This window comes from Cytobacillus sp. T106, from assembly GCF_040492155.1.
GTDB classification, from domain to species: Bacteria; Bacillota; Bacilli; order Bacillales; family Cytobacillaceae; genus Bacillus_AB; species Bacillus_AB infantis.
The window spans coordinates 54374-77686 of record NZ_JBEUMK010000002.1 but is presented as its reverse complement, the minus strand read 5'-3'; the positions used below and the strand labels follow the sequence as shown (position 1 = coordinate 77686).

General features: G+C 43.6%; 27 protein-coding genes and 3 pseudogenes. 5 read left to right on the top strand and 25 right to left on the bottom strand.

Annotated elements, in window-relative coordinates:
* The first annotated feature begins 65 nt into the window (after positions 1-65).
* Positions 66-1844, top strand: coding sequence for an extracellular catalytic domain type 1 short-chain-length polyhydroxyalkanoate depolymerase (locus ABU165_RS04805; protein ID WP_318059977.1), 1779 nt, complete (start codon positions 66-68; stop codon positions 1842-1844).
* A gap of 23 nt (positions 1845-1867) precedes the next feature.
* Here ABU165_RS04805 and ABU165_RS04800 read toward each other — a convergent pair whose 3' ends face one another.
* The 8 genes and pseudogenes from ABU165_RS04800 to ABU165_RS04765 form a co-directional block, all read right to left on the bottom strand.
* Positions 1868-2326 (bottom strand): SAM-dependent methyltransferase, encoded by a 459-nt coding sequence (locus ABU165_RS04800; RefSeq protein WP_009794514.1) that lies wholly within the window; start codon positions 2324-2326, stop codon positions 1868-1870.
* A 101-nt stretch (positions 2327-2427) separates the two neighbouring features.
* Positions 2428-3147, bottom strand: coding sequence for a GNAT family N-acetyltransferase (locus ABU165_RS04795; protein WP_318059666.1), 720 nt, complete (start codon positions 3145-3147; stop codon positions 2428-2430).
* Between the two features lie 23 nt (positions 3148-3170).
* Positions 3171-3776 (bottom strand): ABC-2 transporter permease, encoded by a 606-nt coding sequence (locus ABU165_RS04790; RefSeq protein WP_318059665.1) that lies wholly within the window; start codon positions 3774-3776, stop codon positions 3171-3173.
* A complete protein-coding gene (locus tag ABU165_RS04785; RefSeq protein ID WP_318059664.1) occupies positions 3769-4635 on the bottom strand; it encodes an ABC transporter ATP-binding protein in 867 nt (288 codons plus the stop codon). The genes ABU165_RS04790 and ABU165_RS04785 overlap by 8 nt, the downstream gene beginning before the upstream one ends.
* 4 nt (positions 4636-4639) lie before the next feature.
* A complete protein-coding gene (locus tag ABU165_RS04780; protein ID WP_009794518.1) occupies positions 4640-5011 on the bottom strand; it encodes a GntR family transcriptional regulator in 372 nt (123 codons plus the stop codon).
* A gap of 172 nt (positions 5012-5183) precedes the next feature.
* Positions 5184-5345 (bottom strand): hypothetical protein, encoded by a 162-nt coding sequence (locus tag ABU165_RS04775; protein ID WP_318059998.1) that lies wholly within the window; start codon positions 5343-5345, stop codon positions 5184-5186.
* A gap of 23 nt (positions 5346-5368) precedes the next feature.
* Positions 5369-5665 (bottom strand): annotated as a pseudogene (locus tag ABU165_RS04770) (DUF5662 family protein); the annotation flags it as partial.
* Positions 5666-6365: 700 nt separating this feature from the next.
* Positions 6366-7127 (bottom strand): class I SAM-dependent methyltransferase, encoded by a 762-nt coding sequence (locus tag ABU165_RS04765; protein ID WP_318059663.1) that lies wholly within the window; start codon positions 7125-7127, stop codon positions 6366-6368.
* A 214-nt stretch (positions 7128-7341) separates the two neighbouring features.
* On the opposite strand from ABU165_RS04765, the gene ABU165_RS04760 reads away from it, so the two are divergent.
* Complete coding sequence (locus tag ABU165_RS04760; protein ID WP_009794524.1) at positions 7342-8355, top strand: DUF3231 family protein; 1014 nt, start codon at positions 7342-7344, stop codon at positions 8353-8355.
* A 285-nt stretch (positions 8356-8640) separates the two neighbouring features.
* On the opposite strand, the gene ABU165_RS04755 is transcribed toward ABU165_RS04760, so the two are convergent.
* From ABU165_RS04755 to ABU165_RS04710, 10 genes and pseudogenes are all read right to left on the bottom strand, one after another.
* Complete coding sequence (locus ABU165_RS04755) at positions 8641-8871, bottom strand: hypothetical protein (protein WP_009794525.1); 231 nt, start codon at positions 8869-8871, stop codon at positions 8641-8643.
* 63 nt (positions 8872-8934) lie between these two features.
* Complete coding sequence (locus tag ABU165_RS04750) at positions 8935-9807, bottom strand: hypothetical protein (protein WP_318059662.1); 873 nt, start codon at positions 9805-9807, stop codon at positions 8935-8937.
* 94 nt (positions 9808-9901) lie between these two features.
* A pseudogene (locus ABU165_RS04745) lies at positions 9902-10311 on the bottom strand (HIT family protein).
* Between the two features lie 35 nt (positions 10312-10346).
* Positions 10347-10565 carry a hypothetical protein gene (locus ABU165_RS04740; protein WP_318059661.1) on the bottom strand — a complete coding sequence of 73 codons (219 nt, stop codon included), beginning with the start codon at positions 10563-10565 and terminating at the stop codon, positions 10347-10349.
* Positions 10566-10617: 52 nt separating this feature from the next.
* Complete coding sequence (locus ABU165_RS04735) at positions 10618-11196, bottom strand: hypothetical protein (RefSeq protein WP_318059660.1); 579 nt, start codon at positions 11194-11196, stop codon at positions 10618-10620.
* 17 nt (positions 11197-11213) lie between these two features.
* On the bottom strand, positions 11214-11636 hold the full coding sequence (locus ABU165_RS04730; protein ID WP_318059659.1) for a DUF5301 domain-containing protein: 423 nt from the start codon (positions 11634-11636) through the stop codon (positions 11214-11216).
* 97 nt (positions 11637-11733) lie between these two features.
* Entirely contained in the window at positions 11734-12000 is a 267-nt protein-coding gene (locus ABU165_RS04725) for a SunI/YnzG family protein (protein WP_009794530.1), read from the bottom strand.
* A gap of 117 nt (positions 12001-12117) precedes the next feature.
* Entirely contained in the window at positions 12118-12792 is a 675-nt protein-coding gene (locus tag ABU165_RS04720; RefSeq protein WP_318059658.1) for a DUF5694 domain-containing protein, read from the bottom strand.
* A 152-nt stretch (positions 12793-12944) separates the two neighbouring features.
* Positions 12945-13793, bottom strand: coding sequence for an AraC family transcriptional regulator (locus ABU165_RS04715; protein WP_318059657.1), 849 nt, complete (start codon positions 13791-13793; stop codon positions 12945-12947).
* Positions 13794-13878: 85 nt separating this feature from the next.
* Positions 13879-14388, bottom strand: a complete 510-nt coding sequence (locus ABU165_RS04710; protein ID WP_318059656.1) for a GNAT family N-acetyltransferase — start codon at positions 14386-14388, stop codon at positions 13879-13881.
* Positions 14389-14613: 225 nt separating this feature from the next.
* Between ABU165_RS04710 and ABU165_RS04705 the strand changes: the two genes are divergently transcribed.
* The 3 genes from ABU165_RS04705 to ABU165_RS04695 are packed head-to-tail and all read left to right on the top strand — an operon-like array spanning position 14614 to position 18285.
* On the top strand, positions 14614-15699 hold the full coding sequence (locus tag ABU165_RS04705) for a GerAB/ArcD/ProY family transporter (protein WP_148949971.1): 1086 nt from the start codon (positions 14614-14616) through the stop codon (positions 15697-15699).
* On the top strand, positions 15696-17126 hold the full coding sequence (locus tag ABU165_RS04700; protein ID WP_148949972.1) for a spore germination protein: 1431 nt from the start codon (positions 15696-15698) through the stop codon (positions 17124-17126). The genes ABU165_RS04705 and ABU165_RS04700 overlap by 4 nt, the downstream gene beginning before the upstream one ends.
* A 1-nt stretch (position 17127) precedes the next feature.
* Entirely contained in the window at positions 17128-18285 is a 1158-nt protein-coding gene (locus ABU165_RS04695) for a Ger(x)C family spore germination protein (RefSeq protein ID WP_318059655.1), read from the top strand.
* 198 nt (positions 18286-18483) lie between these two features.
* On the opposite strand, the gene ABU165_RS04690 is transcribed toward ABU165_RS04695, so the two are convergent.
* The 7 genes and pseudogenes from ABU165_RS04690 to ABU165_RS04660 form a co-directional block, all read right to left on the bottom strand.
* Positions 18484-19275: an alpha/beta fold hydrolase gene (locus ABU165_RS04690; protein WP_318059654.1), complete on the bottom strand. Its 792-nt coding sequence runs from the start codon at positions 19273-19275 to the stop codon at positions 18484-18486.
* Positions 19276-19750: 475 nt separating this feature from the next.
* Complete coding sequence (locus ABU165_RS04685; protein WP_101548681.1) at positions 19751-20491, bottom strand: alpha/beta fold hydrolase; 741 nt, start codon at positions 20489-20491, stop codon at positions 19751-19753.
* An 80-nt stretch (positions 20492-20571) separates the two neighbouring features.
* A pseudogene (locus tag ABU165_RS04680) lies at positions 20572-21182 on the bottom strand (FMN-binding negative transcriptional regulator).
* A 19-nt stretch (positions 21183-21201) separates the two neighbouring features.
* Complete coding sequence (gene paiA / locus ABU165_RS04675) at positions 21202-21720, bottom strand: spermidine/spermine N(1)-acetyltransferase (protein WP_022544576.1); 519 nt, start codon at positions 21718-21720, stop codon at positions 21202-21204.
* A 22-nt stretch (positions 21721-21742) separates the two neighbouring features.
* On the bottom strand, positions 21743-22195 hold the full coding sequence (locus ABU165_RS04670) for a MarR family winged helix-turn-helix transcriptional regulator (protein WP_094767890.1): 453 nt from the start codon (positions 22193-22195) through the stop codon (positions 21743-21745).
* A 137-nt stretch (positions 22196-22332) separates the two neighbouring features.
* Entirely contained in the window at positions 22333-22776 is a 444-nt protein-coding gene (locus tag ABU165_RS04665; RefSeq protein WP_094767889.1) for a GNAT family N-acetyltransferase, read from the bottom strand.
* Entirely contained in the window at positions 22773-23261 is a 489-nt protein-coding gene (locus ABU165_RS04660) for a helicase (protein WP_318059653.1), read from the bottom strand. The genes ABU165_RS04665 and ABU165_RS04660 overlap by 4 nt, the downstream gene beginning before the upstream one ends.
* Positions 23262-23313: the final 52 nt, after the last annotated feature.

Sequence of the window (23313 nt, the reverse complement as noted above, 5' to 3'; positions counted from 1 at the left end):
TGTAACTTCATTGTAACTCCCCCCTCCTACACTAATCCTGAAGGATGAAAGGAGGAGTGGTTTTGATGGCTCGCAAAAAATCCTGGATTGGTTTAATCGTTTTGATTTTTGTATGCTCGGTCACATTGCTTCCTGGTAATTCAAAGGCTGCAGGACAATTTATTACAGGCACCTATGGAGGGAAGCCTTATAAATTGTATGTTCCTGATCAGTACAATGAAAGTCAGTCTTATCCGTTATATGTCATGCTGCATGGGTGCACACAGGATGCCAGCCAGTTTGCAACAGGGACAAAGATGAATGCATTGGCTGATGAAAAAGGGTTCTTGGTACTGTATCCTGAACAGACCAGCAGCGCCAATTCCAATAAGTGCTGGAACTGGTTCGAGGCAGCCCACCAGTCGCGCGGCAGCGGGGAACCAGCTGCTATCGCCGGGATGGTAAATCTTATTAAAAATAATTACTCAGTCCAAGGAGATCAGGTGTATGCGGCGGGTCTCTCAGCAGGTGCAGCGATGAGCGTGATCATGGGGGCCGCATATCCTGACCTTTTCTCTGGAATTGGGGTGGGAGCGGGTCTTGAATACAAGGCTGCAACCAGCATGACCGGAGCTTTTACGGCTATGTCGAGCGGCGGCCCTGACCCTGTGCGCCAGGGGAGGGCTGCCTATCAGGCAATGGGAAGCCAGGCAGACACCATGCCAGTCATAGTGTTTCACGGAACTTCGGACTATACAGTCGCACCGGTAAATGGAAACCAGGTCATCACCCAATGGGCAGTGACAAACGACTTAGCACAGAACGGCAAAGAGGATGGCTGGATCGACGACCAGCCGGACCAAACCGAGAACTTAAACGTTCCTGGCGGAAAAAGCTACACTGTCAGCCATTATAAAGCTGGGGACGGCAGAGTCTGGATGAAAAAAGTCACTGTCCAAAGCATGGGGCATGCCTGGTCAGGGGGAAATGTGCAAGGCAGCTATACGGATCCACAGGGCCCTGATGCCAGCCGGATGATGTGGGAATTTTTCCATTCATTTGCAGGCGGTGATGATGGAGGAGATGCCGGCGATGCCCCTGCTACATCAGCAAGCCCTAAAGGCGGAACCTATAATCAGCCTGTCTATGTAGAGCTCCAGACCAATAAAGAAGCATCCACTTACTACACAGTGGACGGTTCGAATCCTACAGCACAATCCACACTCTACACGGGACCGATTTACATTTACGACGATACGACCCTTAAGTTTTTCAGCCAGGACAGCTCCGGGCAAAGAGAGTCTGTCAAAGAAGAAGTATATATCATCGAAGAAGATGCTCCTCCCGGGGACTCGCTGACATTCAGCGCCATCTCAGGGGAAAGCGGGTTTGCCGGCCGCTTCACAGCAGATGGCAAAGGCTCCGGGGACATCAAGGCTGGCGATAAAGGAATGTACAATACTGATACCTTCAGAGGGATCTTATCCTTTGACACAAGCACGCTCGGACAGACAGCGATTGGGTCAGCAAAATTGCGCCTGTATACAAAATTGATCACAGGGGCAGTCACTGATGTAAAAATCGACATGAAGAACGGAACTTTTGGATCTGCCCCAATCGAACAAAACGATTATTCCGCCGCAGCCACACTTACCGATATAGCCAGTTTTCAGCCGGCCGCCGTTTCTAATTACATTGATATAGATATCCCGGCCAGCGCACTGGCTCAAATCAACCGGAGCGGCAAGACTCAGTTCAGGCTAAAAGCAGCAACGGCAGCTAGCTTTAATCAGAATTCCGTCCTTTTTTATGGAGGCGGGAATGGAGATCTTTCTCCGGTTCTAATAGTAAATCGCGCCAACTGATCTCTCTTTTTTCCCTTTGAACTTCAGTCCCAATAATTCTTCATAATCTCATGGGACCAATCTGGCTGGCTGATAGGCTCTTTAGGCAGGAATTCCTCCATCACCGGCTTGATATCAAGAATCGGCGTCCCATTGATGCAATCAAGCCCAGTGACGGTCAGTTCCCTGCCTTCTCTTTTGACTATCCTCACAGTTGTCAGGCCTAGTTGATTCGGTCTATTTTTGCCGCGCTGAGCAAAGATCCCCACTTTGGGGAGGCTGCTGTCATTTCTGGGATGCCTTGCACCAGGCACTATTTTACTTTGATCCACCCGATGAAAATGATAAATGATTTCTAAGTGAGAGAAGGATTCAATTCCGTCGAGCCCGTCTTCTGGCAGAGAATCGTCCAGCACGATCCTGCTGACCACTTCGCCCCAGTAATCGTCCTCTATTTCGTGTCTTTCATTATATGCAATCCCGATAGGATTTACTGTAATCATAGCACTGCCCCTTTCTTAACGATGAGAGGAAACTGTTTATTTTTTTTTTTATATGAGGAAGAGGTATTTCTTAGTGAAACAAAGTGACAGATTCCTGTTACTTATGAATTATATTCCAATGATAGGACCGTATTTTTGTTCTGAGTACAACCATTCGCTATCATAATTTTTCTCATTGGCGTGTTATCAATTTTCGTTGCGCCCAGGTACGAGTTTGCTTTAAATTCATTTCTCAGCCTATATAACCCCAGCAAATGGAGCCTCTGTCCCAGCCCATTCCCTGAAAATTTCGGGTGCATGCCAATCCAAAAGAGACGTCCTTGTCTATCCGAATCAGGCTCCAGGTGGGGAAAAACAACGCCAGCCGGTTCATCTGCAATCATCAGTACTGTGTACATATTGTTTACCTGTGAGGGCAACTCTGTTTGCATGCCCGTTAAAAATCTTCTAGTATCGTTAAAACTCCTGCCCATTACCTCTGACAGAAAAGCGATTGATTCCTCGTGATGAATGGACCATACTTCATAACCGGCTGGAGGTTGATTGATAGGTTCAGTAAATTCCCTGGTGTAAATGACTCTTTCTCCAGTCATTACCATTTTCCTTTTTGTGAACATCAATTGATCAAGGAGAGTTCTAGGGCATTCGAACAAGATACGCCTCTCTTTAAAGGCAGTTAGATTAGTAATAAGTTTCTTTATGGCTGTGTCTGCTTCATGGGGATTGTTTATTTGATCTTCAAACATTTCTAAGATGAATTCTTGATCATTTTTTATGTAATGGATCCCTGCTTTTTTTAGACTCTTGAATACTTCATCCATTTTCGGCCCTCCTCAAAGGAGCATTAAAACGCCTTTCTCTGGTAAATGAATGTGGTGACTCCCCAGGAAATGCCATACAGAGCCAAAATGATTACTGCTGCCCCCGTGTACAACGCCGGGTTGGACAAACTTGCAATAAAACCGGTGATTAAAGAAAGATCTTCAGCAATCAGGTTTAGGAGATGCGGGCCCGTCCCTGTTAATAGAACGAATGTAATCATCAGGACTGTTGTGATATGCCCTGGCTTAAAAATATAAAACAGCGGAAATGTGAATGCAGCGAATGCTAAGAAGATGCCGCCGCCCATAGCCATATCTTCGATGGTAAATGCCTTATTGAATGCAAGCAATGCCAGGCAAGTGCCGCCTATGGCTAGAATCATATAGATAACTGCTCCGAGATAACGTGAAGCAATGATTTCATTACGCGTATAGGGCAGGCTGTTCAGCAGAATGTTCGCCTCTGCTTTTTCATCATAGGCATAGGCATTAAAGGGGATAAAAATGCTGGCAACGCTGAAAATCAGCACAGGATGCGAGTCCATCATAATAAAGAACAAGATAAAAGGAATAAAGGTCAAGATCAGTTTTTTCTGCAGTATCACATCGCGCCTGATAAGGTTAAACATAGCTTTCCCTCCCCTTCATGTAATACATAATATCCTCCAGGCCCGCCTGTTCCACTACAACAGAATGGCCAAAAATATTATTTACAAGTTCGATATTGTCAGTCAGGGCCTCAAACCCTGTAGGAGCCCGGTGAATATGGACAAAAGCCTTCTCTGTATCCCGGTCCAAAAGTTCCAGCCCGCCTTTTACGAGCGCATAATTTTCCCCCACCTCGTGGACAGACTGATTAAATACCAGTCTCCCATTTTGCAAAAAGGCAATATAATCAGCGATTCGGTCCAAATCTGTGGTGATATGTGTAGAGAAGAAAATCGTGCGCCGGTCATCCAGCATCAATTCCTGCAGCAGATCGAGCATTTCCCGCCTGAAAATAGGATCCAGTCCTGATGTCGGTTCATCCATGATAATCAGCTCCGCATGGTGCGATAAGGCAATCGCCAGTGATGCCTTCATCTGCATCCCTTTTGAAAAGGTTTTGATCGCTTTATTAAGGGGCAGCTCGAACTGCTCTACATATTGATAAAACAAACGATCGTCCCAACGCTTATACGCTGGTCCAACAATGCGTTTTATATCTTTTAAATTCATCCCTTCATAAAACACATTTCCGTCATAAACGAACCCGATGCGCTCCTTGATCTCCTTCTCATGTGTCTTATAGTCCAGCCCGAAGATCCTGATCTCGCCCTGATCCGGCTTCAGCAGATTCATCATCATTTTAATGGTCGTCGACTTTCCGGCGCCATTCCCTCCGATGAACCCTGTAATAAACCCCTGCTTCACTTGAAAATTTATATCTTTAATGGAAAAACCCTTGAATTCCTTGGCAACATTTTTCAATTCGACCACGTTCTCCATACAGTCACTCCTCATATAAAATCTTCAATAGCTGCTGAAGTTCATCCAATGAGAGACCAATTTCCCGGCCGTTAATTATAACCGCCCCCAGCTGTTCCTCAATGACCTTCAGCTTCTTTTCCCTAATAACTTCTAAATTTTGTTCGGCAACAAAAGACCCTTTGCCAACAATAGAATAAATAAAACCCGCCTTCTCCAATTCCTCGTAAGCCCGTTTCGTCGTAATCACACTGATCTGGAGATCCTTCGCGAGCTGGCGTATGGAAGGCAGCGCTGACCCCTCCTGCAGATCGCCCGCTAAAATCAAGGATTGAATCTGTTTAGTAATTTGTTCATAAATCGGCTCCTTGGAACTGTTGGAGATAATGATTTGCATGGAATTCCCTCTTTTTCAACTATTGTATATATACTATATATACATTATATACACACTTCCAAAACCGCGCAACCATTTTTTTGGGCCAGGGGGTCAGGTTCCTTGGCTCATTTTTTTCCTGCATTTATTCCGAAACAGCAAAAAAGCCGCCTTGCAGGCAGCCTATTCCAAGTTAAATCGCGTCCCTATTTTTCCACCTAGCATCCTTTGCCTTTTTCTTCTCCAATATATCTTCCAGTTCCTTTTTCGTATCGGGATCAAAATAATATTGCCGCTCAAGTCCATAGTGGAAGCTTTCACCCTTCTTCCCCACTTCCTCGAAAACGAACGCCATTCACAAACCATTTCAAGAAGATATTTTCTGGGCATCGGCAGGGCTTGTTTATTTTTCGGGTCAACCACCCAATGTTCCCAGTGGTGCTTGTTCTTGTGCTGATGGTGGAGCCAAGCATATTTCCACTTTAATTCATCTGCGGAATCCTTTTGACCCTCATAGAAGAACTTCTTTGCATATGGCATAAACTCCTGCGGGGTAAATTTTGACCAATCGTGGATAATCCCCTGCAGGAATAGCCCCTCTTTCCAGCACTCGATCAGGACATTAAGTTTATGTTCCAGTATATACAATATGTTTTTCCAGACTGCCCGCAGCACGATACTCCCCCCATCCAGTTTTGTTTCCTTTTCCTAAATTTCTGGAGCCCTGAATTTGCTTGCCAGCCCGCTCTAAATAACTTTCCGCAAAAAATGTACAGATTCTTTGCCACAGTCAAATCAGCGTGCTTTATTCCTCCAAAAAACAAAGGTCAGAAGCAGCGAAAATATAGGAGTTAAAGCAACCAGCCTCCAGCTATTTTCAGCTCCCAGGAAGTAATAAGCCATCGGAAGTGATGTGATAAAACTGATGAACATGGAAGCCATGATTTCTTAAATAGTCCAAAAAGGAGAGTGATGACACAAAGGAGGAAGGATATTTGCCATAGCACCACAATCAAATGAACGCCCCCTGTAGATTTGCATGTGATATCAAGAATGGAAGTGAATAAAGGAATCTGCTCTGGAGGATATTAATGCTAGTGCAGCTTTTTCCGTGCACGATCATGAATGTGGAGGGATACATTGTGAGTACACTTACTAGCTTGATTAAAAGGATCCTTCATTTAATTATTAAGCTGGAGTTTTTTATTGATACGTATAGATATCGCTTAAACCGCTTAATAAGAATGCAGCCCTTAACGTAAGCAATAAGGGTCTCATGGCTATCTTTTCCCCGCGTGATGAAGACAGGCAGCTGCGCCGGGCTTGCCTATAGGACAGAAGGACAGGTTTCTCATGTATCTGTCCCTCTGTTCTTCTAAAATTTTTCAGCAGTACAAAACAGCTCCGCAAAATCATTCACAATGTTTTTATCAGGATCCATTTTCACATCTCGCCTCATTCTTTCTAATCCTTCATAATACTCGCTGTCGTTTATTAAAGTCAGCACCGAAATATCTCTATTTTCTGCATGGACTAGGTAGTCATTCACTCTTATATTTTCCCTTCGATACTCAATTCTTAAATTTACTTTAAAGCCTGATTCAGTAAGTTCATTAAAAATTTTGCCTTTGTTCCAAAATCTTTTCTCATCTTCTCTAAAAGCAGATGGGAAGTAATGATACACCCACCAATCCGGCATATCATGAACAGCTATATTATGTAATTTATAGATGCCGCCTTTCATTAATATCCGATAAATCTCACTTAACGCCTGTCCTTTATTGCTATAGTGGTGAAACGCATAGTTGTTCGAAATGAAATCAAAGGTCTCTGATGGGTACGGCATATTCTCTGCATTAGCTTTTACAAAAGCTGCGTATATCACCTTTTCCCTTGCCTTATTCAGCATCTGATCTGACAGGTCCAAGCCATGCCAGCTAATATTGAGCCCTGAAAAGGCATTTATTTGCTTTTCAAGATAAAGGCCTGTACCGCAGGATAAATCTAGAACCTGATATTCAGGTTTCCGATTGCTTTCTATATACTCTTCCAATTCGTTATCCAATCTAATTTCATCTGTCCTAAATTGATTCTTATCGTATCTCTCAGCTATATTGGTATAATCCGTTATTTTCACTGTATTTCCCCTCCCTCATTAAAGGGCTAATAAACACTAATATTCACCAAATTATTCCATTATCCTCCTTTTAAAGATGAATATTCTCATAAAAAAGAGTTTGCAAAAGGGACAGATACCACGGCCCAAATTGCAGTATGGTTTTTGCTTAATTGGAAACGCTAGAAACAATATACATATGCACTTAGGGATATTTGATTAGGAGGTATCTTGCATGGTTCTGACAAATCCTTTAAATGTGTCCGAAATAGGCTCGCTTTGGCAGACATATCAGGAAAAAACCTTGATTATGCGGTTTCTGGAATACTTTATCGAAAAGGCAGATGACCCGCAAGCAAGAAATATTTTGGGCGGATTATGGCAGGAGCTTAATTTTTATGTAGCTGAGATGGAAAATCTATTTTCTGAACAGGGAATGGTTAAACCTGTGGGTTTCACATCAGAGGATGTAAACCTGGAGGCCCCCAAGTTATATGATAATGGATTTGATATCATGTTTGTCCGTGTATTAAAGGAAGTTAGCATGGGGCTGTACACCCTTGGCATGAATATGACCTACAACAAAAAGGTAATGGCCATTTATGAGGGACTCACAACTGTCACTCAAAAAATCTATAAACTTTCAACCCGCTATTTACTTGAAAATGGAATTCTATCTCTCCCTCCTAAAGTGACTATGCAGAAGAAGACGGAATTTATTAAAAGCAAAAAGTATATGGAGGGGTTTAAACTAATTGGTGAAAAAAGGCCTCTATCAGCCCTGGAGGTTGGGATCCTTCATCATAATCTTGAAGTTAATAATATTGGAATGCAGTTAATTACAGGCTTTGCTCAGTGCGCTCAAAACAAGGAAGCCAGGCAATATTTTTTAAAAGGGAAGGATCTTGCCAAGAAACAGGTCAAAGTTATGGAGGAATTACTTCTGGATGGGGATGTCCATCTCTCCGCGACTTCCGGGGCAACGGTAACTACATCAACAGTTCCTCCCTTTTCTGACAAGCTGATGATGCACTGTATATATATTCTTAATGGGTTTGGACTGATTGGGTCAGGCACAGGGGGATTTTTCAGTTTAAGAAACGATTTGGCGATGAAAACACTTTTGCTCGCAAAAGATGTCTATTTCTACGCGCAGGAAGGGATTAATATTAAGATTAAAAATGGCTGGTTCGAGGAACCCCCGCAAATGGAAAACCGTTCCCAAATCATTAAGAAAGGACTTGAATAAGGCATTTCTATAGAAGATATTAATGACAGATCCGGTTCTGCCTGACACTAATATCCTTGTAGAGGGATAAACTTTGAGTTCATTCTCAAGATTAGTTAAAAGGATTATTACGCTGCTCATAAACATCGAATGCTGTATGGAAACATTTAAGGACAGGCTTAACCACTAATGAGAATACAGCCTTTAACCATAAGCAGCAGGTATCTCAAGACTATTATGCTTCCACACTAATACAGAGAGACAGGTTTTCCGTCCGCTCGGGCCAAGAAACCTGTCCCTTTTCTTTCATGTAAACCAAATCCTCGATATCTGCAATGGGTTGATCACTGATTTCAACCTGCCGTCAGGATGATACAGCTTAATAGAGTCCATTTTTTTAAAATCATGCGATGCTTTTTCCATATTGTCGAGCAGCACCTTTGTTTCGTTTACATCCAATTTAAAAGATAGAGATTGCCCCGATAGCAGGATCTCTGCCTTAATATTTCCTTTAGGATCGTGGTTTTTATTATACATTTGAAAGTCCTCCCAATGAGCCAAGGGGACAGGTCCGCTGGCCCGTTTGGCATGGAACCTGTCCTATGACTTTATATATATTCCATCCTTGCCGTATGCATACAGATGTGAGCCCCGCATAAACACCGGCCCAATGATGCGTTTGCCATCTTCATCAATTAACTGCAGCTTATGTTTTGCTGTATAGCTGTGTTGATTTTTCCGGTAGCGCATGAGCGTTGACATATCGATTTGACCAATCATGCCCTCTTTATCCAACAAAAATCGCCCCATCAGAGGGTAACGGCCGTTCACACGATAGCGCCCGGCTTCTCTCATCTCATCCAGATGAACGAGATCAAAATCATCATAATAGTAAAAGTAGACTTCCTTAGATCCAGCCACATTCAAAGCGTAGCAGTCAATGATGCCATAATCACCGGCTCCCCACAGCCGCTTGCCATTCATTGTGTAAGCCACAACACCGGCACTTCCCATGGGCTCATCCCATCCAAAATTCCCAAAGATGCCTTCATCAAAGTAACTGACCCAGATGGTATCTGTCTCATCGATCTGGACATCATTAATTCCATCACCGAGCGTGAATGCCTCAATCAACTGACCATTTGGATTATACCTCCTGGCGTTCCGTTCAACGTATGTGCCATCCTTTAAACAGCGGCTTTGTACTATCAGCAATGTCCCATCGGAAAACAGATCAGCGTGAGTCGGCATTAGAGGAATGTTCTTTAATTCCGCAGTCTCTATACTGTTATCTCTAATCAACGTGATGGTCCAGCTGCATTTCGGCACAGGCCGCTCAAAAAAATCGAGTTCCTGTTGGCCGGTTTCAATCAGCAGCAGTGTTCCATCCTGAGCTATCTGGCCGCCGGCAAAGTTTAAATCTGACCTGTAATCACGCCGCCTTTGCAATATTAGTTTTTCTATTGGAATCACCCTACGTTTTCCTCTCCTTACTTGGCGCTGACTAAAATAAACATAGAGGCATCCTGCTTCATGAAAACACGTTGTTTTCCATCAGCTCTCTCTTTCAAGTGGCCAAGGGGGAAGGTTTAAGCCCCCTCTGATTTTCTTTCCCTTTAAACATATACCGGATCCCTTTACCCGCAAGAGCTTCGTCCTCATATCTTGGGATCACATGAAAATGAGCATGGAAAATATGCTGTCCGCCAGCCTCGCCGCAGTTCCAGCCTAAATTATAACCTCGAGGCTCATGCTTTTCATCCAAGTACTTTTTCACATCCTGAAGGAGACTGTAGGTGGCCGCCCACTCCTCAGGTGTTAAATCAAACGCAGTTTCCCTGTGCTGAATAGGAACAATTAACCCTGGCTTCCCCTTATTTGACTCTGCCCCAGCTGTAAAAAAAGACAATGTTCATTGCTCATGACAACATTCTGATCCGGCTCAAGCTCCAGCCTGCAAAAAATACAGTTATCCATCATTGATCTCCTCACTTTTATCGGTAAAACTTATATCAGCTAACCGAAAACCACCACACAACCAGCCCCATGCTTACAATTCCCCAGACTGTCGTCGCGAAGATCCACCAGACTACAGGACGGGATGAAATACCGCTGCTTTCCCCGTCTCTTTTTAGAGCAGCGACCCTGCGTTCCATATTCTTTTTCATGGAAACGAGAACCGCAAATCCGCCTATGAAAAAACCGAAAACAATCCAGAATAGTAAATCCACATTTCAGCCTCCTTTTCAAATAGTACTGCCCCCGAATGCTTATGCATATCTCTTAATCAATACTGTGCAGTAATCTTCCAGGGATTTCTTTATACCTCATAAAACCATCTTCCAGAGAAAGGGTGGTGTAATAAGAGGAGGGTTCTGCTGCTGCCAATAAACACTGATCGTAGATAAGATTAAGATACAGTCTTTTTCGCGGCTTAATTCCTTTTTCTATAAGCAGATCAGCTAATCCCCTATAAATCTTGTCTAATGTTTCACCCATACATATTTCTATAGCAAAACCTCCTGCAAGGCTTCTCCACCACGCTCTAAAGGATGTATATATCTGATCGAATTCAGATAATGAATCATCATTTTCAATGAACAGTGTCTGATAGAATAAGTTTCTTTCTTCGATTAAAATCAATTGATCTTGTGATGGATCATCAGCTATTCTTTCTGATATATCATTCCATAAATCTCTGAAGCGCACATCAAAGTCTTCGCGCAGCTGGCACTCTGCCGGCATATAGGGAAACTTCAAATCAGACTTGCTCCGGGTTTTATTCAGGAATATATTCTGGATATAAATTAAGAAGTTCAATGAATGCGAAGCTTCCATTGTTATGGTTAATGAATTTTCCATATGAGCTCCTCTCAAGACTAAAAATACTGCTCAATATCGTCCAAATCAGCCCCGCTGATAATCTGGTAACTCCTGCTGCTGTCTTTTTTTGTCCTTTTGCTGAAATCATAAACCAATAAGTATTTATCATCGTAAACTGTCAGCCCATATTTCCTCTCATCATTAGCTTTTAGAGTGATCCAATACGATTCTTCAAAGTCCAGAGAACCCATTTTATCTGCCTTTAGCTCCATTTCAGACCAGCTTTGGACCAGTTTTTTCACATCGTTTTTCTCCAAAACGACTTCCTTATCAGTGGAAGATTTGATTATTTCTATAGCTGTAATCTCAGACATATCAGGCACCGCCTGGTTAAATGTTGTGCTTCTTGTATTGATCATATATATAGCCCCAAGGATGATCAGGATAGACAAAAATCCGAGAACCATGAATTTCTTCAATCATTCTCCCCCTTCACTTACAGCTGTGAATGCACATATGAGTGCCTGCCCGCTTACCAAAGAACTTCAACAAAAAAAGCGCTAATCCTCCTTAAGATCAACGCACAGACTTATTCATCAAAGTTAAGATCTTTTCTTTTATGCCGCCAATACTCGTAAAAAGTATATAAGTTTCTTTCTCTGTTTTAATAACCACTCTGTCTGTATTGCCGGATGGAAACCCAATCCTTATGGCTTCCTTTTCCTGCCCGCCATAGGTATCATCATTCGATACTTCTGTAATAGCCGATAACGGTATTTCAGTCTTATTTAATAGCCAGTTTATCTCCAGGCTCCCATTCTTCTCTGCCACTTTAACTTCCATGGTATCCCTCCTGTTAATATTTGTATACGGAAGAGACACCGATTTAGTTTCAATTTTTTGGTGATATGAGCCATGGGGACAGACCCCCCGGCCCCACACTAGATCAAAAGTTAATCCCTACCCCAAATAATCCCCGGCTGCCTCAACATCAAATAACCCGTTCTCCCTCGCAAACTGCAATAGCAGATGGAGATGGGCCGCACCATATAAAACAAAAATCCGTTCTTCATTGGAATCCAATAAGTTTACCAGATTTCTAAAAATCAACAGATTGCGATAATACCAATACTTCGCTGTCCAAATGGCGCCCGCCGGGTTGCTATTGCTGCCTGTCAGGGACATTTTCATGTAAAGTTCCTGTCCCCTGGCAATATTCCGCGGTTCATTATGCCAAAGCAGATAGTCCTTTATAGAATGATTCTGCAAAAATGTATTTGCTTCAGAAGTGATTTTCTGCCCTATCTCTGTAAACGCCCTATACTCTTCCGTATCTTCCCATTCACTTAGAGCCCCGAGGTCCGGCACACCCTCCTCATCCTGATTCCAATCGACTGCATGTACATGTCCCAAACCGCATTCCTTTGCCAGCCGGAATCCGACTTGATCGATTTCATTAACGGTTAATTCATAGCCTCCACTCAAATAAGAAGCATATTCATTATTCAAAGCTTCTTCCTTTTCCTGCAGAACTTCCAAGGCTACCTTTGTCGGGTTAAAATTCTTTAAACAAGTGATAACCTCCTGGATTTCTGCTTGCCTTGTGCCTGATAAAATATCCATTTTGTCTGTCATATACATATCTCCATTATCTATGCCTGCAAAATGGTCCGTTCCAAAGATTAACAGAGTTGGCTTGATAGGAAACATCCCCTTGGTAGATTTTCAAAAACAAAGGAACAGGTCTCTCATACAGCTTGTCACAAAAAACCTGTCACTCCTTCCCGCTATTTAGCTATGACCGGCACCCACAACTCGCTGTTTGGAACCCTGTCAGGCGCCAGGTAGTTCTCAACGCACGGTAAATCTGCCAGTTCATAACCTGAGGCAGGCAGCCATTCGGTGTACAGGCGCTTCCAAGCCTCAGGAATGTCAGGGAAAACAGCCCAAGTACTTGCGGGAATTACGATTTTCTCCAAGCCGCTTGCAGATTCACCCGTATAACGGCAGCCCATGAAATAATCGAACTCTTCATCGGTAATGGCAGCCTGCTTTCCGACTAGACCCAGTATCCCTTCCAGCTTGCATGGGGGATTTTCCCAGGATAGATTGATAAAATGCTGCAGCAGGCCCGTTTCAGTTGCTTCTTTCCACAGCCCCGGTATTGTTTTAAAAGCGTCCTCCGTAACCACCTTCCGCCTGACTCCCGCTATTTCAACATCAGTTTCCAGCACTTCGATCCGGTAATCCATTTCCTCGTCCCCTTTAATCGAAATTTGAAAAGAAATCCTCGGGATGGCTTTTAGCTTGATTCCCTTATTCCTGGCCGCTGATGGAGTAATTCCATGAAGGTTTTTAAAAGCACGGCTAAAGGCATCCGGGGAATCATAGCCATATAGAAACGCCAGATCAATCACCCGGACTTCAGCGTTGTTTTGAAGCTCGAATGCCGCCTGTGATAAGCGCCTCCGCCTGATATAGTCTGATAAAGATAATCCGGTCATGGAAGAGAACATCCTTGGAAAATGGTAACCCGAACAGCATGCTCTTCTCGCTATTTCTTTTCCATCTATTTCACCCGCTAAATTCTCCTCAATATAATCCATTGCTCTATTCAATCGCTCTAGCCAATCCATCTCTTACCTCCTTCCCTGCTAAATATAGATAAAAAAGAAAACTTAAGTCCGGCATTCTAAGTGCAGAAAATGACGGGTACAAAAGTCAAAGCTGTATCCAATACCTCTGAACCGCCTCACCGCTGTCTGGCGAAATGACCTCATTCTCCAATACCCCGCCAACTTTCTGAATGGTCCTGGCTGAAGCTATATTTGCTTTATCACATGTGACCAGCACTTTTTCCAAACCCAGTTTCTTTGCTTCGACCAGGCTCAGCTTCAGCTGTTCAGCCGCATATCCTTTGCGGCGTTCAGCCGGATGGATGCTGTAGCCGATATGCCCGCTCTCCACCAGCAGTTCTGGTGTCAGCCGGTGGCGTATATTAACCAGGCCGACTACTTTATCATCAACCATGCTCAGGAATTGTGTCGCAGGAACCCGGTTTGGCGGCAGCTGCCCTTCTTCCTGGCTGATGACTTTTTCGAGCCATTTCTCATAATGTTCATAGTTTTGCAGGGAAGAGCCTCCATAAAGATATTCTCCCGAGTCCAGAAATGCTTTTCGGTATGCCAACATTTGTTCTTTATGTATCTTTGCAGGTCTTATCAATTTCATTAAGATCAGCTTCCTTTGCTGTTTTTCCAAAATATGCATATGACTTGTTTCGCTGCCGGGTGGCGAATTTCCTTCTGACTGTCTCAGGAACAGACCTGCAATTATTTTTAACTGGTCTTCACTCATTACTAGCAATAACAGTTCTGCAGCTGTGCTATATCATGCATACTTTGGAAAATAAAACAAAACCTAACCTAAGCAGAAAAATAGTCTGGTGGTGCTTGCATGCAATTTTCCCGTATCCAATTGATTTTTGTCCTGATTCTATTTATCGGCATTTCCAACCATGTTCTCATCATGCCTCACTTGCTGGCCACAGGAAAACGGGATGCATGGATCTGCGTGCTGATTGCTTATGCCTTTTTACTGAGCTGGGGCTGTATCCTATATTTGATTATGAAAAAGAATCCGAAGCGGCTGTTCCTCTTTGATTGGGTCAAAGAGCGTGCAGGAAGGACTGTATCTCGAGTCTTCATGTCTATCTTTTGGGTTTTCATTTTCACTATTAGCGCCATTTCATTTTATGATTTGATTCAATCCGTGCATATTTACTTTCTGCCGCATACCCCTTCCGTTGCTGTCCTGCTGCCTTTTCTGCTGATCAGTGCATGGTCCGCCTACAATGGATTAAAATCGATTGTTTATGTTTCTGCAGTGCTGCTCCCGATTGTGTGGATGCTTGGAGTTTTTGTCTCCTTATTTACCGCGGAGGAAAAAGATTATTCCTATCTCATGCCGGTTTTTACAGAGGGCTATCCACCCATTGTTAAAGGAACAATCATCATTCTTGGGGGAAGCGCTGACCTCCTTGTACTCCTGCTTCTTCAGCACCGTCTTAAAAAACCGTTAACATGGCGCAATCTTATTGTGCTTATTACAATCCTGGCAGGACTTATTCTTGGGCCTACAATGGGATGTTTATCTTCATTCGGACCCACTCTTGCAGCTAATATGCGTTTTCCCGCCTTTGAGCAATGGCGCCTTATCACCCTGGGAGAATATATTTCCCACGTTGACTTCTTGGCCGTATTTCAATTATTAAGCGGTGAAATCATCAGAATTTCGCTGGGTCTCTATCTTCTTACAAATATGCTAAAAGATTATCCTGCCTTTTCTAATAAGAAGCAAATGTTTGTGGTGGTGTCACTGCTTTTAGGAATATTAACACTGGCTCCCGTAAGCGATATGTGGGTGCAAACGATAATCGGACATTTTTTTTATCCGGCAGCCTTCGCCTTTGCCGTTTTTATTACACTGGCGTTATTGATCATTAGTTATCTGCCTGTAAGGAAAGGAACCCAAACTTTATGAACATGGAGCGTTTCGATCATATTTTGGCAAAAGGGACTCTGACCGGTGGGGATTTGAGGCTGTTCTTTGAACATTATGCAGATATTGAATTCGTCCCAATTGAAAAAGGCGATGACCTTCAAGCTTTTTATTGCAAAGGCATGCTTGATTCCAGGCAACTGAATGAGTACTTCAATCGGATTCTGCTTAGTATCAGCAGAGAAGAACCACGGAGCTACTCTGAAATCCTGCCTCCTGTCCAGCATATTAAAAGCATGAAAGAAATGATCAAACTAGTTTTTTCCGGTTCCCTGATTGTGTTTCGGGAAGGAACCCCATTTTTCTATGTGTTTGATATCAGCAAAGTGCCGCAGCGGAATCCGCAGGAATCATCAACAGAGGTGTCTATTAAGGGGCCTAAGGATAGTTTTACCGAAGAAATGAATACCAATATTTCTTTGATTCGCAAGAGAGTGAAGTCAGAACAGCTTTATTGCGAATCCTTTACTTTAGGTTCCATTAGTAAAACAGAGGTATCTTTGCTCTATTTGCATGACAAGGTCAATTCAGATTTCATTAAAGAGGCCAGGCATCGGCTTAATGATTTTCAGGGTGAAAGTATTGTGAGCAGCGGCCAGCTGGAGCAGTGGCTTTCTGATCGCTCCTTCTCTTTGTTTCCTTTATTTGATTATGTGACCCGTCCGGACTTTGTAGTTGAAAGCATGCTGCGGGGAAGGTTTATTTTAATTGTGAATGGGTCTCCATCTGTATTGATCGGACCAACAAATGTGTTCGAGTTAATTAAATCGCCAGAGGATGTGCATTTTCCTTACTACTTTGTTGTCTTTGGAAGATTGATTCGAATGATAGGCTTAATAGCTGCGATCTTCCTGCCGGGGTTCTGGGTGTCGCTGGCTTCTGTGAATAATGACCAGCTGCCATTTGCCTTATTGGCGACTCTCGTTGTGTCACGGGAAGGATTGCCGCTCCCAACCGGCGTGGAAGCTATTTTTATACTGGGGCTATTTGAGCTGTTAAGAGAAGCAGGAGTCCGGATGCCCACGGTGCTTGGCCAGACTGTTTCAATCGTGGGAGGCATTATTATTGGGGATGCTGCAATCCGTGCAGGACTTACCTCGCCAACCATGATTGTAATTATTGCGCTGACTGCGGTCGCAAGTTACACGCTTGTGAATCAGTCGCTGGTTGGAACCGTCAGCATCCTTCGTTTTTTTACGTTACTTTTATCGATTTTCTTAGGTGTTTACGGACTTTTCATTGGAGCTTTAAGCATCCTCATTTACCTGTCCGTACTGGAATCATTTAAAGTGGCTTATCTTGAACCAATTGCCTCACTCAAATTCAGAGAATATCTGGCAGCCTTTTTTGTGAACCCCTTCGACCGCAAGAGGTTCGGAATATCATTCATTCAGAAGCGGAGAAAATAGGATGAAGCATAAGTTTGCTATAGCGTTAATGGCCACTATATTTCTTTTCAGTACCACGGCATGCGACATTGCAGAGATTGAAAATCAGAACTTTGCCACGGCTCTTGGAGTCGACTATCAGGACGGAAGGTACCATCTCTATATTCAGATGCTCGGGCTGGGTTCGGTGGCGAAAAGCGAGGGAGGTGAAAAGGCGCCGCCTGAAGTGTATGTGTCAGAGTCGAGTGGAGAAACATTCATCGATGCCTTTTTTAAAGCTTACGGGACAGCGCAGGAAAGGTTTCTATGGGCACATGTTACAGCCATCGTTTTGAGTGAAACTGCACTGGAAAAAGGATTGGACAGTGTCTTTGACGGCTTAACACGTTACTATGAATTCCGGCCGACACCCTGGATTTTTGGAACAAAAGAGCCCATAATCGATATTCTCTCTACCGGCGGGTTTTTTAATCAAACCTCGCTGAATACTATTCTTCATAGCCCTGAGAGCACATATAAACAAAACTCTACCATTAGGCCAATCAAGCTGAACCAATTTGCACGTGAATTTTTTGAACCAGCGTGCACATCCTACATTCCATCACTCACTATTAATCAAACGCAGTGGAAGAAGAACAAAAAGAGTGAGCCAAAGCTAGCATTCAATGGTGCTTTCTTTCTCGCCGGACAAAAGTACAAAGGATACTTTTCCTACGACCAGCTAAAAGGCATCAGATGGCTGACTCCGGAGACAGCACGCGCCCCCTTGCTTTTGCCAAACGAAAAAAGGCCTGAATTCCTTGCTGTTCTCGACCACCAAAATGTTAAGATCCACCCTGAAAAGCAGGGCGAAAGCTTCCGGTTCAAGATTCTCTACCTTGCCAATGGAATTGTCAGCAACCGCATCAGGAACAACACAATCAAGGTTGGTGCAATGGAGGAATACACAAAAAAAGGGGTCATAAAGGAAATCAGACAATTATATCAGCTGGGCTTAGAAAACGACATAGACTTTTTAAACCTGGAGCACCAGCTATACAGACACTATCATTCTGACTGGGAAAAGCTGAAGGATCAAAAAAACCTGCTCAAAGAAGATAGCCTGAAGGCCATTGAAGCACATATTACACTGGAGCATTCAGGATCATTCAAGAATAGGAAAATTACGATAAAGGAATAAGAGCCACAGGGACAGGTCCCTTGGCTCAATTTTGAAAGGGCAGCTGCCCTGTGTTCTTCCTGATTACTTAAAGACGCAATATTGCCCTTTCAATTTCCTTTATCACACCGTATGTCCCTTCCGTTTGGTTCGAGCATACGAGCCACGGGCAGTTCCCTCGGTCCGTTTGGGCTCAAGAAACCTGCTCCTGTGCTATCCTCAGCTCTTCTCCTCAAGCCTATTCAGCCATTCCTCAACCAGAGCATTAAACACATCTGCCTGCTCAATCTGCAGATTGTGACCCGCCATATCAAGAACTGCAAAAGCGGCCCGCGGATAGTCCTCTATCAGCTCCCAGGTATCACGGTAGCCGGTAATATGATCCTGCCTTCCTGTGATGATCAGCGCCGGATGGTCAAGTCTTGTTGTTATATCAAAGCTAAATCCATATCCGTTATTTTGGATTCTCTCTAGAAACTCTGCATTGGCCAGTCTGGAAGGAAGCAGAACTTCTTTCTGGAATCTTTCCCATTCTCCCTCACCCTGCACAACTCCAACGGAACAGAACTCTTCAGCTTCCTCTGGGGATAGACTCGAGATCAAGCTGCTGTCCTTTTTTAAAACCGCATGCTGGGGCAATGTCCTGCCGGCAGACTCAGCTATGGCCACCGGCGCCAGCAGCATTAGACCCCGGACCCTACCCGGCCTTGAATAAGCGACCCCTCTCGCGAGATAGCCCCCATACGAATAGCCGCAGACGGCAAACGTTTCTTCAGGAATGATCTCATCTAAAAGCTGCAGCACGGCTTCCAGCATGTCATCCGAGTTTCGGATCGAAGGCAGCGGCTCAGACTGGCCCATGCCAGGCAAATCAATATAAATTCTTTTCCAGCTGTCCTGCTTCTCGAACAGCGGCTCCATTGCATGCTGCATCACTCTGTGGTCAAGTGTCCAGCCGTGCAGCATAACGATTGGGACCCCTTCTCCAATGGTTTTATGGTAAATAGACATAGTTGCAGTTCTCCTTTTCCTAATTAAAAATATGTAAGAATCTAATTTGTTTCAGGCATTAAACTTGGTTAGAAAAACACAGTCGCAGCCACAAAGATCACAGCAGCCGAAATAGCTGGCATTACAAACAACACAATCGGCAAAAAGAGTATTCTCCAAACTAAGGGCAGATCAATATCTTTCTTTCTTAAACTGAACAGCATCGCTATAAGGTTTATAATTAAAAATGGAGCGAACTTCAGGATATCTGTTAAAACTGACTTCTTACCGGAGTCTGATTAGAATGCTGCCATTGTTAAGGAGAAAAAGTAAACAGGAATGGAAAATAGATTCACAAACCAGCTTTTTGATTAGGTTCAATGCTATATAAACAGTTCTATACTAGAACTCAATCCCCTCTTTTATCCAGATATTTCTGCCCGCAAAATAAAAAGGACATTCATCCATATAGAATAAATGTCCATCCAAAAGGTATTTATCCGCAGCATTGCAGATCAATGAGCTTCCTTACTGCATTCACAATCACTTCAGGTTCATCCCGCTGTATATAATGAGCACTGTTTTCAGCGATTACCATCTCACCCTGTGAGGAGATCTCCAGCAGTTCCCGCTGCATATCGTTCCACAATGCCTGTGATTCAGCAGAATAGTGAGCCTTCTTCCCGGCTGATAGGACAATTAGCGGCACGTTTAACCGGCGCCTCGTATCTTTCAGCTGCTGGAGGCTCTCCATAAACTCATCATAATTGCCTTCCCTGACGAATTGCTTATTGTAGGCTTCCTGAAAATCCTCCGGCATTGACGGTAGGAATCTTTCCCTGTACTCTTCAGGAGTTGAGTCAACCAGGACCAGCCCGCACACCTCATCAGGAAATTCCGTAGCATACATCCGCATGTTCCCGCCGCCAAATGAGTGGCCCACTAATAGGTAGGGCGGGGCAATCGCGGCTACAGTGAGCAGCTGTTTTAATTCTTTTACCATCTCGCGGCTAGTTCTCGGGCTGTTACTTCTTTCGCTTTTTCCGAGCCCTGCCCGGTCATAGGTGAAGACTCTCGATAGCATTGAGAGTTCTTCAAGTACCGGATCCCAGGCCTTTGAATAGTCACCATAGCCTGCGTCCATAATGATTGTTGGATTCCCGCAGTTTCCGCCCATCAATTTGGCATATAGTTTGCAGCCCTTTATCTCTGCCATTATTTCTTTCATAAAACCCATTCCCCTCGTGTTTCTGAATGATTACCAAGAATCATTTAACAACTAACAGGCAGCTCTTCAACCAGCATGATTTGAGAATGCTATTTTTGCAGATTCTTCTTCATAAGAGATGCAATTTGCAGACCGTCATGCTGACCGGTTTGCTCCAAATGTTTAATGATTAATCCCTGCCGCTCCACGGGATGATTTTGGCTCAATTTAGCCTTTGCTTCAATTCTGGCGATCCTATTTTAAGAGCAACAATCCCTCTGCTCATCCCCTTTATGAAATCTTGATCTATGTGCTCCAATTGATATGGGCTTTCCGGACTTTCATATTTGACGGTCAAGTCATTCAGGGTATTGAATATCTCTGATTCATCTTCAATTATCTCCAGTTTTCCGTATACATGTACAGAGACATAGTTCCAGGTCGGGACAGCCATTTTCGTTTCATACCAGGAGGGTGAAATATAACTGTGAGGGCCTTGAAAAATGGCAAGGACCCGCTGGCCCCCGGCGGTATTCCACTGATTGTTCGGACGGGCAAAATGTCCATATAAAGCATGCTCGGACTTCTTCAATGTCAGGGGAAGGTGAGTCGCATATGGTTCCCCGTTGTGCTGGGAAATGAGCGTCGCAAAGCTGTAATTCTCGATAAAACGACAAATCTCATTTTCATCATTAACCCTGAAATGCTTTGGAACATACATACTAATATCACCCCAATTATTATAGAAGCACCTTAACCATGATCAGATCTGTTTGTTCTTCATCGCCCATATAGAATGAATGGGCTCCTGTTTGGACAAACCCCATCTTTTGATAAAAAGCAATCGCATTTTCATTCTGTTCCCACACACCCAGCCAGACTTTCTTCTTTCCCTGCTCCTCTGCCATTCCGATCGCTTTGTTCAGCAGATATTTGCCAAGCCCATGCTTCTGGAATGACTTCTTGATATAAATCCGCTCTATTTCAAGCGCTTCCTCGCCCATTTCCTCCGACTGGGCATCCTTCACATTGACCTTCAAGTATCCTGCGATCTCTTCATTGAAAAAAACAAAAAAGAACTGTGAAGACTTATGGGATAACTCTTTTATCAGCTGCTCTAAGTTATATGCCTTCTCCAGATAAGCATTCATATTTTCTGGTGAATTCTGGTCTTTAAAGGTATCATTGAAAGTTTCAATGCTGATCTGCTGCAGCTGGTGTAAATCTTCCAGGGTACATCTTTTCAAATACATCGACATTTTTTAACCGCTCCTTCATTGGTCAATAGATTCTCTTGTTTCCTTTTTTCACAGATTCCCAGTCTTTTTCAACATTCTTTCTGACTCTCTGGAGAAAATGGAACATGGCTTCTGCTTCTCCTTCAGTGAATCCTTCTAATGCAACCTTGTTGGAATAATCATTTTCACTCTTGATGAAAGGGTACACACTGCTGCCCTTCTCAGTTGGATTAAGCCTCTTAATTTTCTTATTTTCAGGATCGTCCCTTTTTTCAATAAAGCCATTCATTTCAAGTTTTTTAATGGCACGGGCGGCTGTAGTCCGGTCGACTTTAATCATCTCGGCCAGCTTTTCCTGGATAATCCCGGGATTCTCACAGATCCGCACTACATACAAATACTGCCCTTTGGTAAGGTCATGCTCTTTGAATTCAATATTGCTGATTGAATCCAGGGCTCTTGCAATCATGCCTATTTCTCGAAGAATTTCCGTCATTAGTTGCTCCTTAAGCCATATTTAATGTACTGACATGAATTAAATCTAACTTATTTATGTTGCATTTACAACAAAAACTACGCCGATATAAATAAAAAATAAGCACCGCCAGCGGCAATGCCTGTTTTTCATCCATCTCACCTGCCTGATTCCTTTTCCCATTCATAAAGAATATCCGGCAAATTTTCTTCGTTCTCGAAGCCACGGCCGATAATGTTGAATCCATGCTTTTGATAGAAGCGCTGAGCATTCTCATTTACCTCAAAGGTGTATAGGGTAAGCCGGCCATCTGATTGTTCTTTTGCCCTGCTGAGCATTTCTGTTCCTATCCCTATACCCTGATAGTCAGTATGAATATAAAGCTGGCTGATTTCGGTTTTATTATAGGCGACGATGCCGACTACTTTTTCACCCGACAATGCCAGATCGATCTGACACTGGCGTGCTAGAATGTTATTTAAAAAATATATATGTTCCTCAAAGCTGTGGATTTCTTTCTGCCCAATCGCCTTCTCCTTGCTGTCCCTCCACATTTTCACGGTCTCTGAGGCATAGCGCGGGTGATACGGGATCATTTTCATTTCTTTTCTCCTGAAAATGATGCTGCAAAAATAAAATGATCGTTGGGATCCCAAATATGCAGGTAATCCGCAATATAACCGCGCAGCCATATGGCGCCGTCCATGCTTCTTAGATAAAAGCCCTTCGGGAAATCATGGTCATCTGTCAGTACGGCTGAAGCAATGGTGATGGAGCCGGTAGGTGCCTGATGACGCTGTGATAATTCTGCGGATAACTTTTCAGGCTGATCCTGATACTGCAGCCTCATGTAAGGACCCAGCTCCAGCGGACACAAACCCAGCCCCAGTTCACCCGCTCTTTGAAAAATCCGATCCAGAGGAGCTCCCTGCTGAAAACCAAGCCCAGCCACTGTCAGTTCAACGGTTTCAATCATGTATGTTTCAGCAGAAGCCGTGAACAGATCATCAGAAAACAATCTTTCTCCATATTCGTTCATCAGGATAGAGGCTTGCTGCAATCTCTGGAGAAGCTGTTGTTTCGTCATGCCGCCCGCTTCTATTGTTCTTTTTACAATAGGGCAATCCGGGTATATTTTT

Coding starts and splice junctions, on each gene's coding strand:
- ABU165_RS04805 (WP_318059977.1), top strand. CDS start 66: ATGGCTCGCAAAAAATCCTGGATTGGTTTAATCGTTTTGATTTTTGTA.
- ABU165_RS04800 (WP_009794514.1), bottom strand. CDS start 2,326: ATGATTACAGTAAATCCTATCGGGATTGCATATAATGAAAGACACGAA.
- ABU165_RS04795 (WP_318059666.1), bottom strand. CDS start 3,147: ATGGATGAAGTATTCAAGAGTCTAAAAAAAGCAGGGATCCATTACATA.
- ABU165_RS04790 (WP_318059665.1), bottom strand. CDS start 3,776: ATGTTTAACCTTATCAGGCGCGATGTGATACTGCAGAAAAAACTGATC.
- ABU165_RS04785 (WP_318059664.1), bottom strand. CDS start 4,635: ATGGAGAACGTGGTCGAATTGAAAAATGTTGCCAAGGAATTCAAGGGT.
- ABU165_RS04780 (WP_009794518.1), bottom strand. CDS start 5,011: ATGCAAATCATTATCTCCAACAGTTCCAAGGAGCCGATTTATGAACAA.
- ABU165_RS04775 (WP_318059998.1), bottom strand. CDS start 5,345: ATGGCGTTCGTTTTCGAGGAAGTGGGGAAGAAGGGTGAAAGCTTCCAC.
- ABU165_RS04760 (WP_009794524.1), top strand. CDS start 7,342: ATGGTTCTGACAAATCCTTTAAATGTGTCCGAAATAGGCTCGCTTTGG.
- ABU165_RS04755 (WP_009794525.1), bottom strand. CDS start 8,871: ATGTATAATAAAAACCACGATCCTAAAGGAAATATTAAGGCAGAGATC.
- ABU165_RS04735 (WP_318059660.1), bottom strand. CDS start 11,196: ATGGAAAATTCATTAACCATAACAATGGAAGCTTCGCATTCATTGAAC.
- ABU165_RS04725 (WP_009794530.1), bottom strand. CDS start 12,000: ATGGAAGTTAAAGTGGCAGAGAAGAATGGGAGCCTGGAGATAAACTGG.
- ABU165_RS04720 (WP_318059658.1), bottom strand. CDS start 12,792: ATGACAGACAAAATGGATATTTTATCAGGCACAAGGCAAGCAGAAATC.
- ABU165_RS04715 (WP_318059657.1), bottom strand. CDS start 13,793: ATGGATTGGCTAGAGCGATTGAATAGAGCAATGGATTATATTGAGGAG.
- ABU165_RS04710 (WP_318059656.1), bottom strand. CDS start 14,388: ATGAAATTGATAAGACCTGCAAAGATACATAAAGAACAAATGTTGGCA.
- ABU165_RS04705 (WP_148949971.1), top strand. CDS start 14,614: ATGCAATTTTCCCGTATCCAATTGATTTTTGTCCTGATTCTATTTATC.
- ABU165_RS04700 (WP_148949972.1), top strand. CDS start 15,696: ATGAACATGGAGCGTTTCGATCATATTTTGGCAAAAGGGACTCTGACC.
- ABU165_RS04695 (WP_318059655.1), top strand. CDS start 17,128: ATGAAGCATAAGTTTGCTATAGCGTTAATGGCCACTATATTTCTTTTC.
- ABU165_RS04690 (WP_318059654.1), bottom strand. CDS start 19,275: ATGTCTATTTACCATAAAACCATTGGAGAAGGGGTCCCAATCGTTATG.
- ABU165_RS04685 (WP_101548681.1), bottom strand. CDS start 20,491: ATGGGTTTTATGAAAGAAATAATGGCAGAGATAAAGGGCTGCAAACTA.
- paiA (WP_022544576.1), bottom strand. CDS start 21,720: ATGTCGATGTATTTGAAAAGATGTACCCTGGAAGATTTACACCAGCTG.
- ABU165_RS04670 (WP_094767890.1), bottom strand. CDS start 22,195: ATGACGGAAATTCTTCGAGAAATAGGCATGATTGCAAGAGCCCTGGAT.
- ABU165_RS04665 (WP_094767889.1), bottom strand. CDS start 22,776: ATGAAAATGATCCCGTATCACCCGCGCTATGCCTCAGAGACCGTGAAA.
- ABU165_RS04660 (WP_318059653.1), bottom strand. CDS start 23,261: ATGACGAAACAACAGCTTCTCCAGAGATTGCAGCAAGCCTCTATCCTG.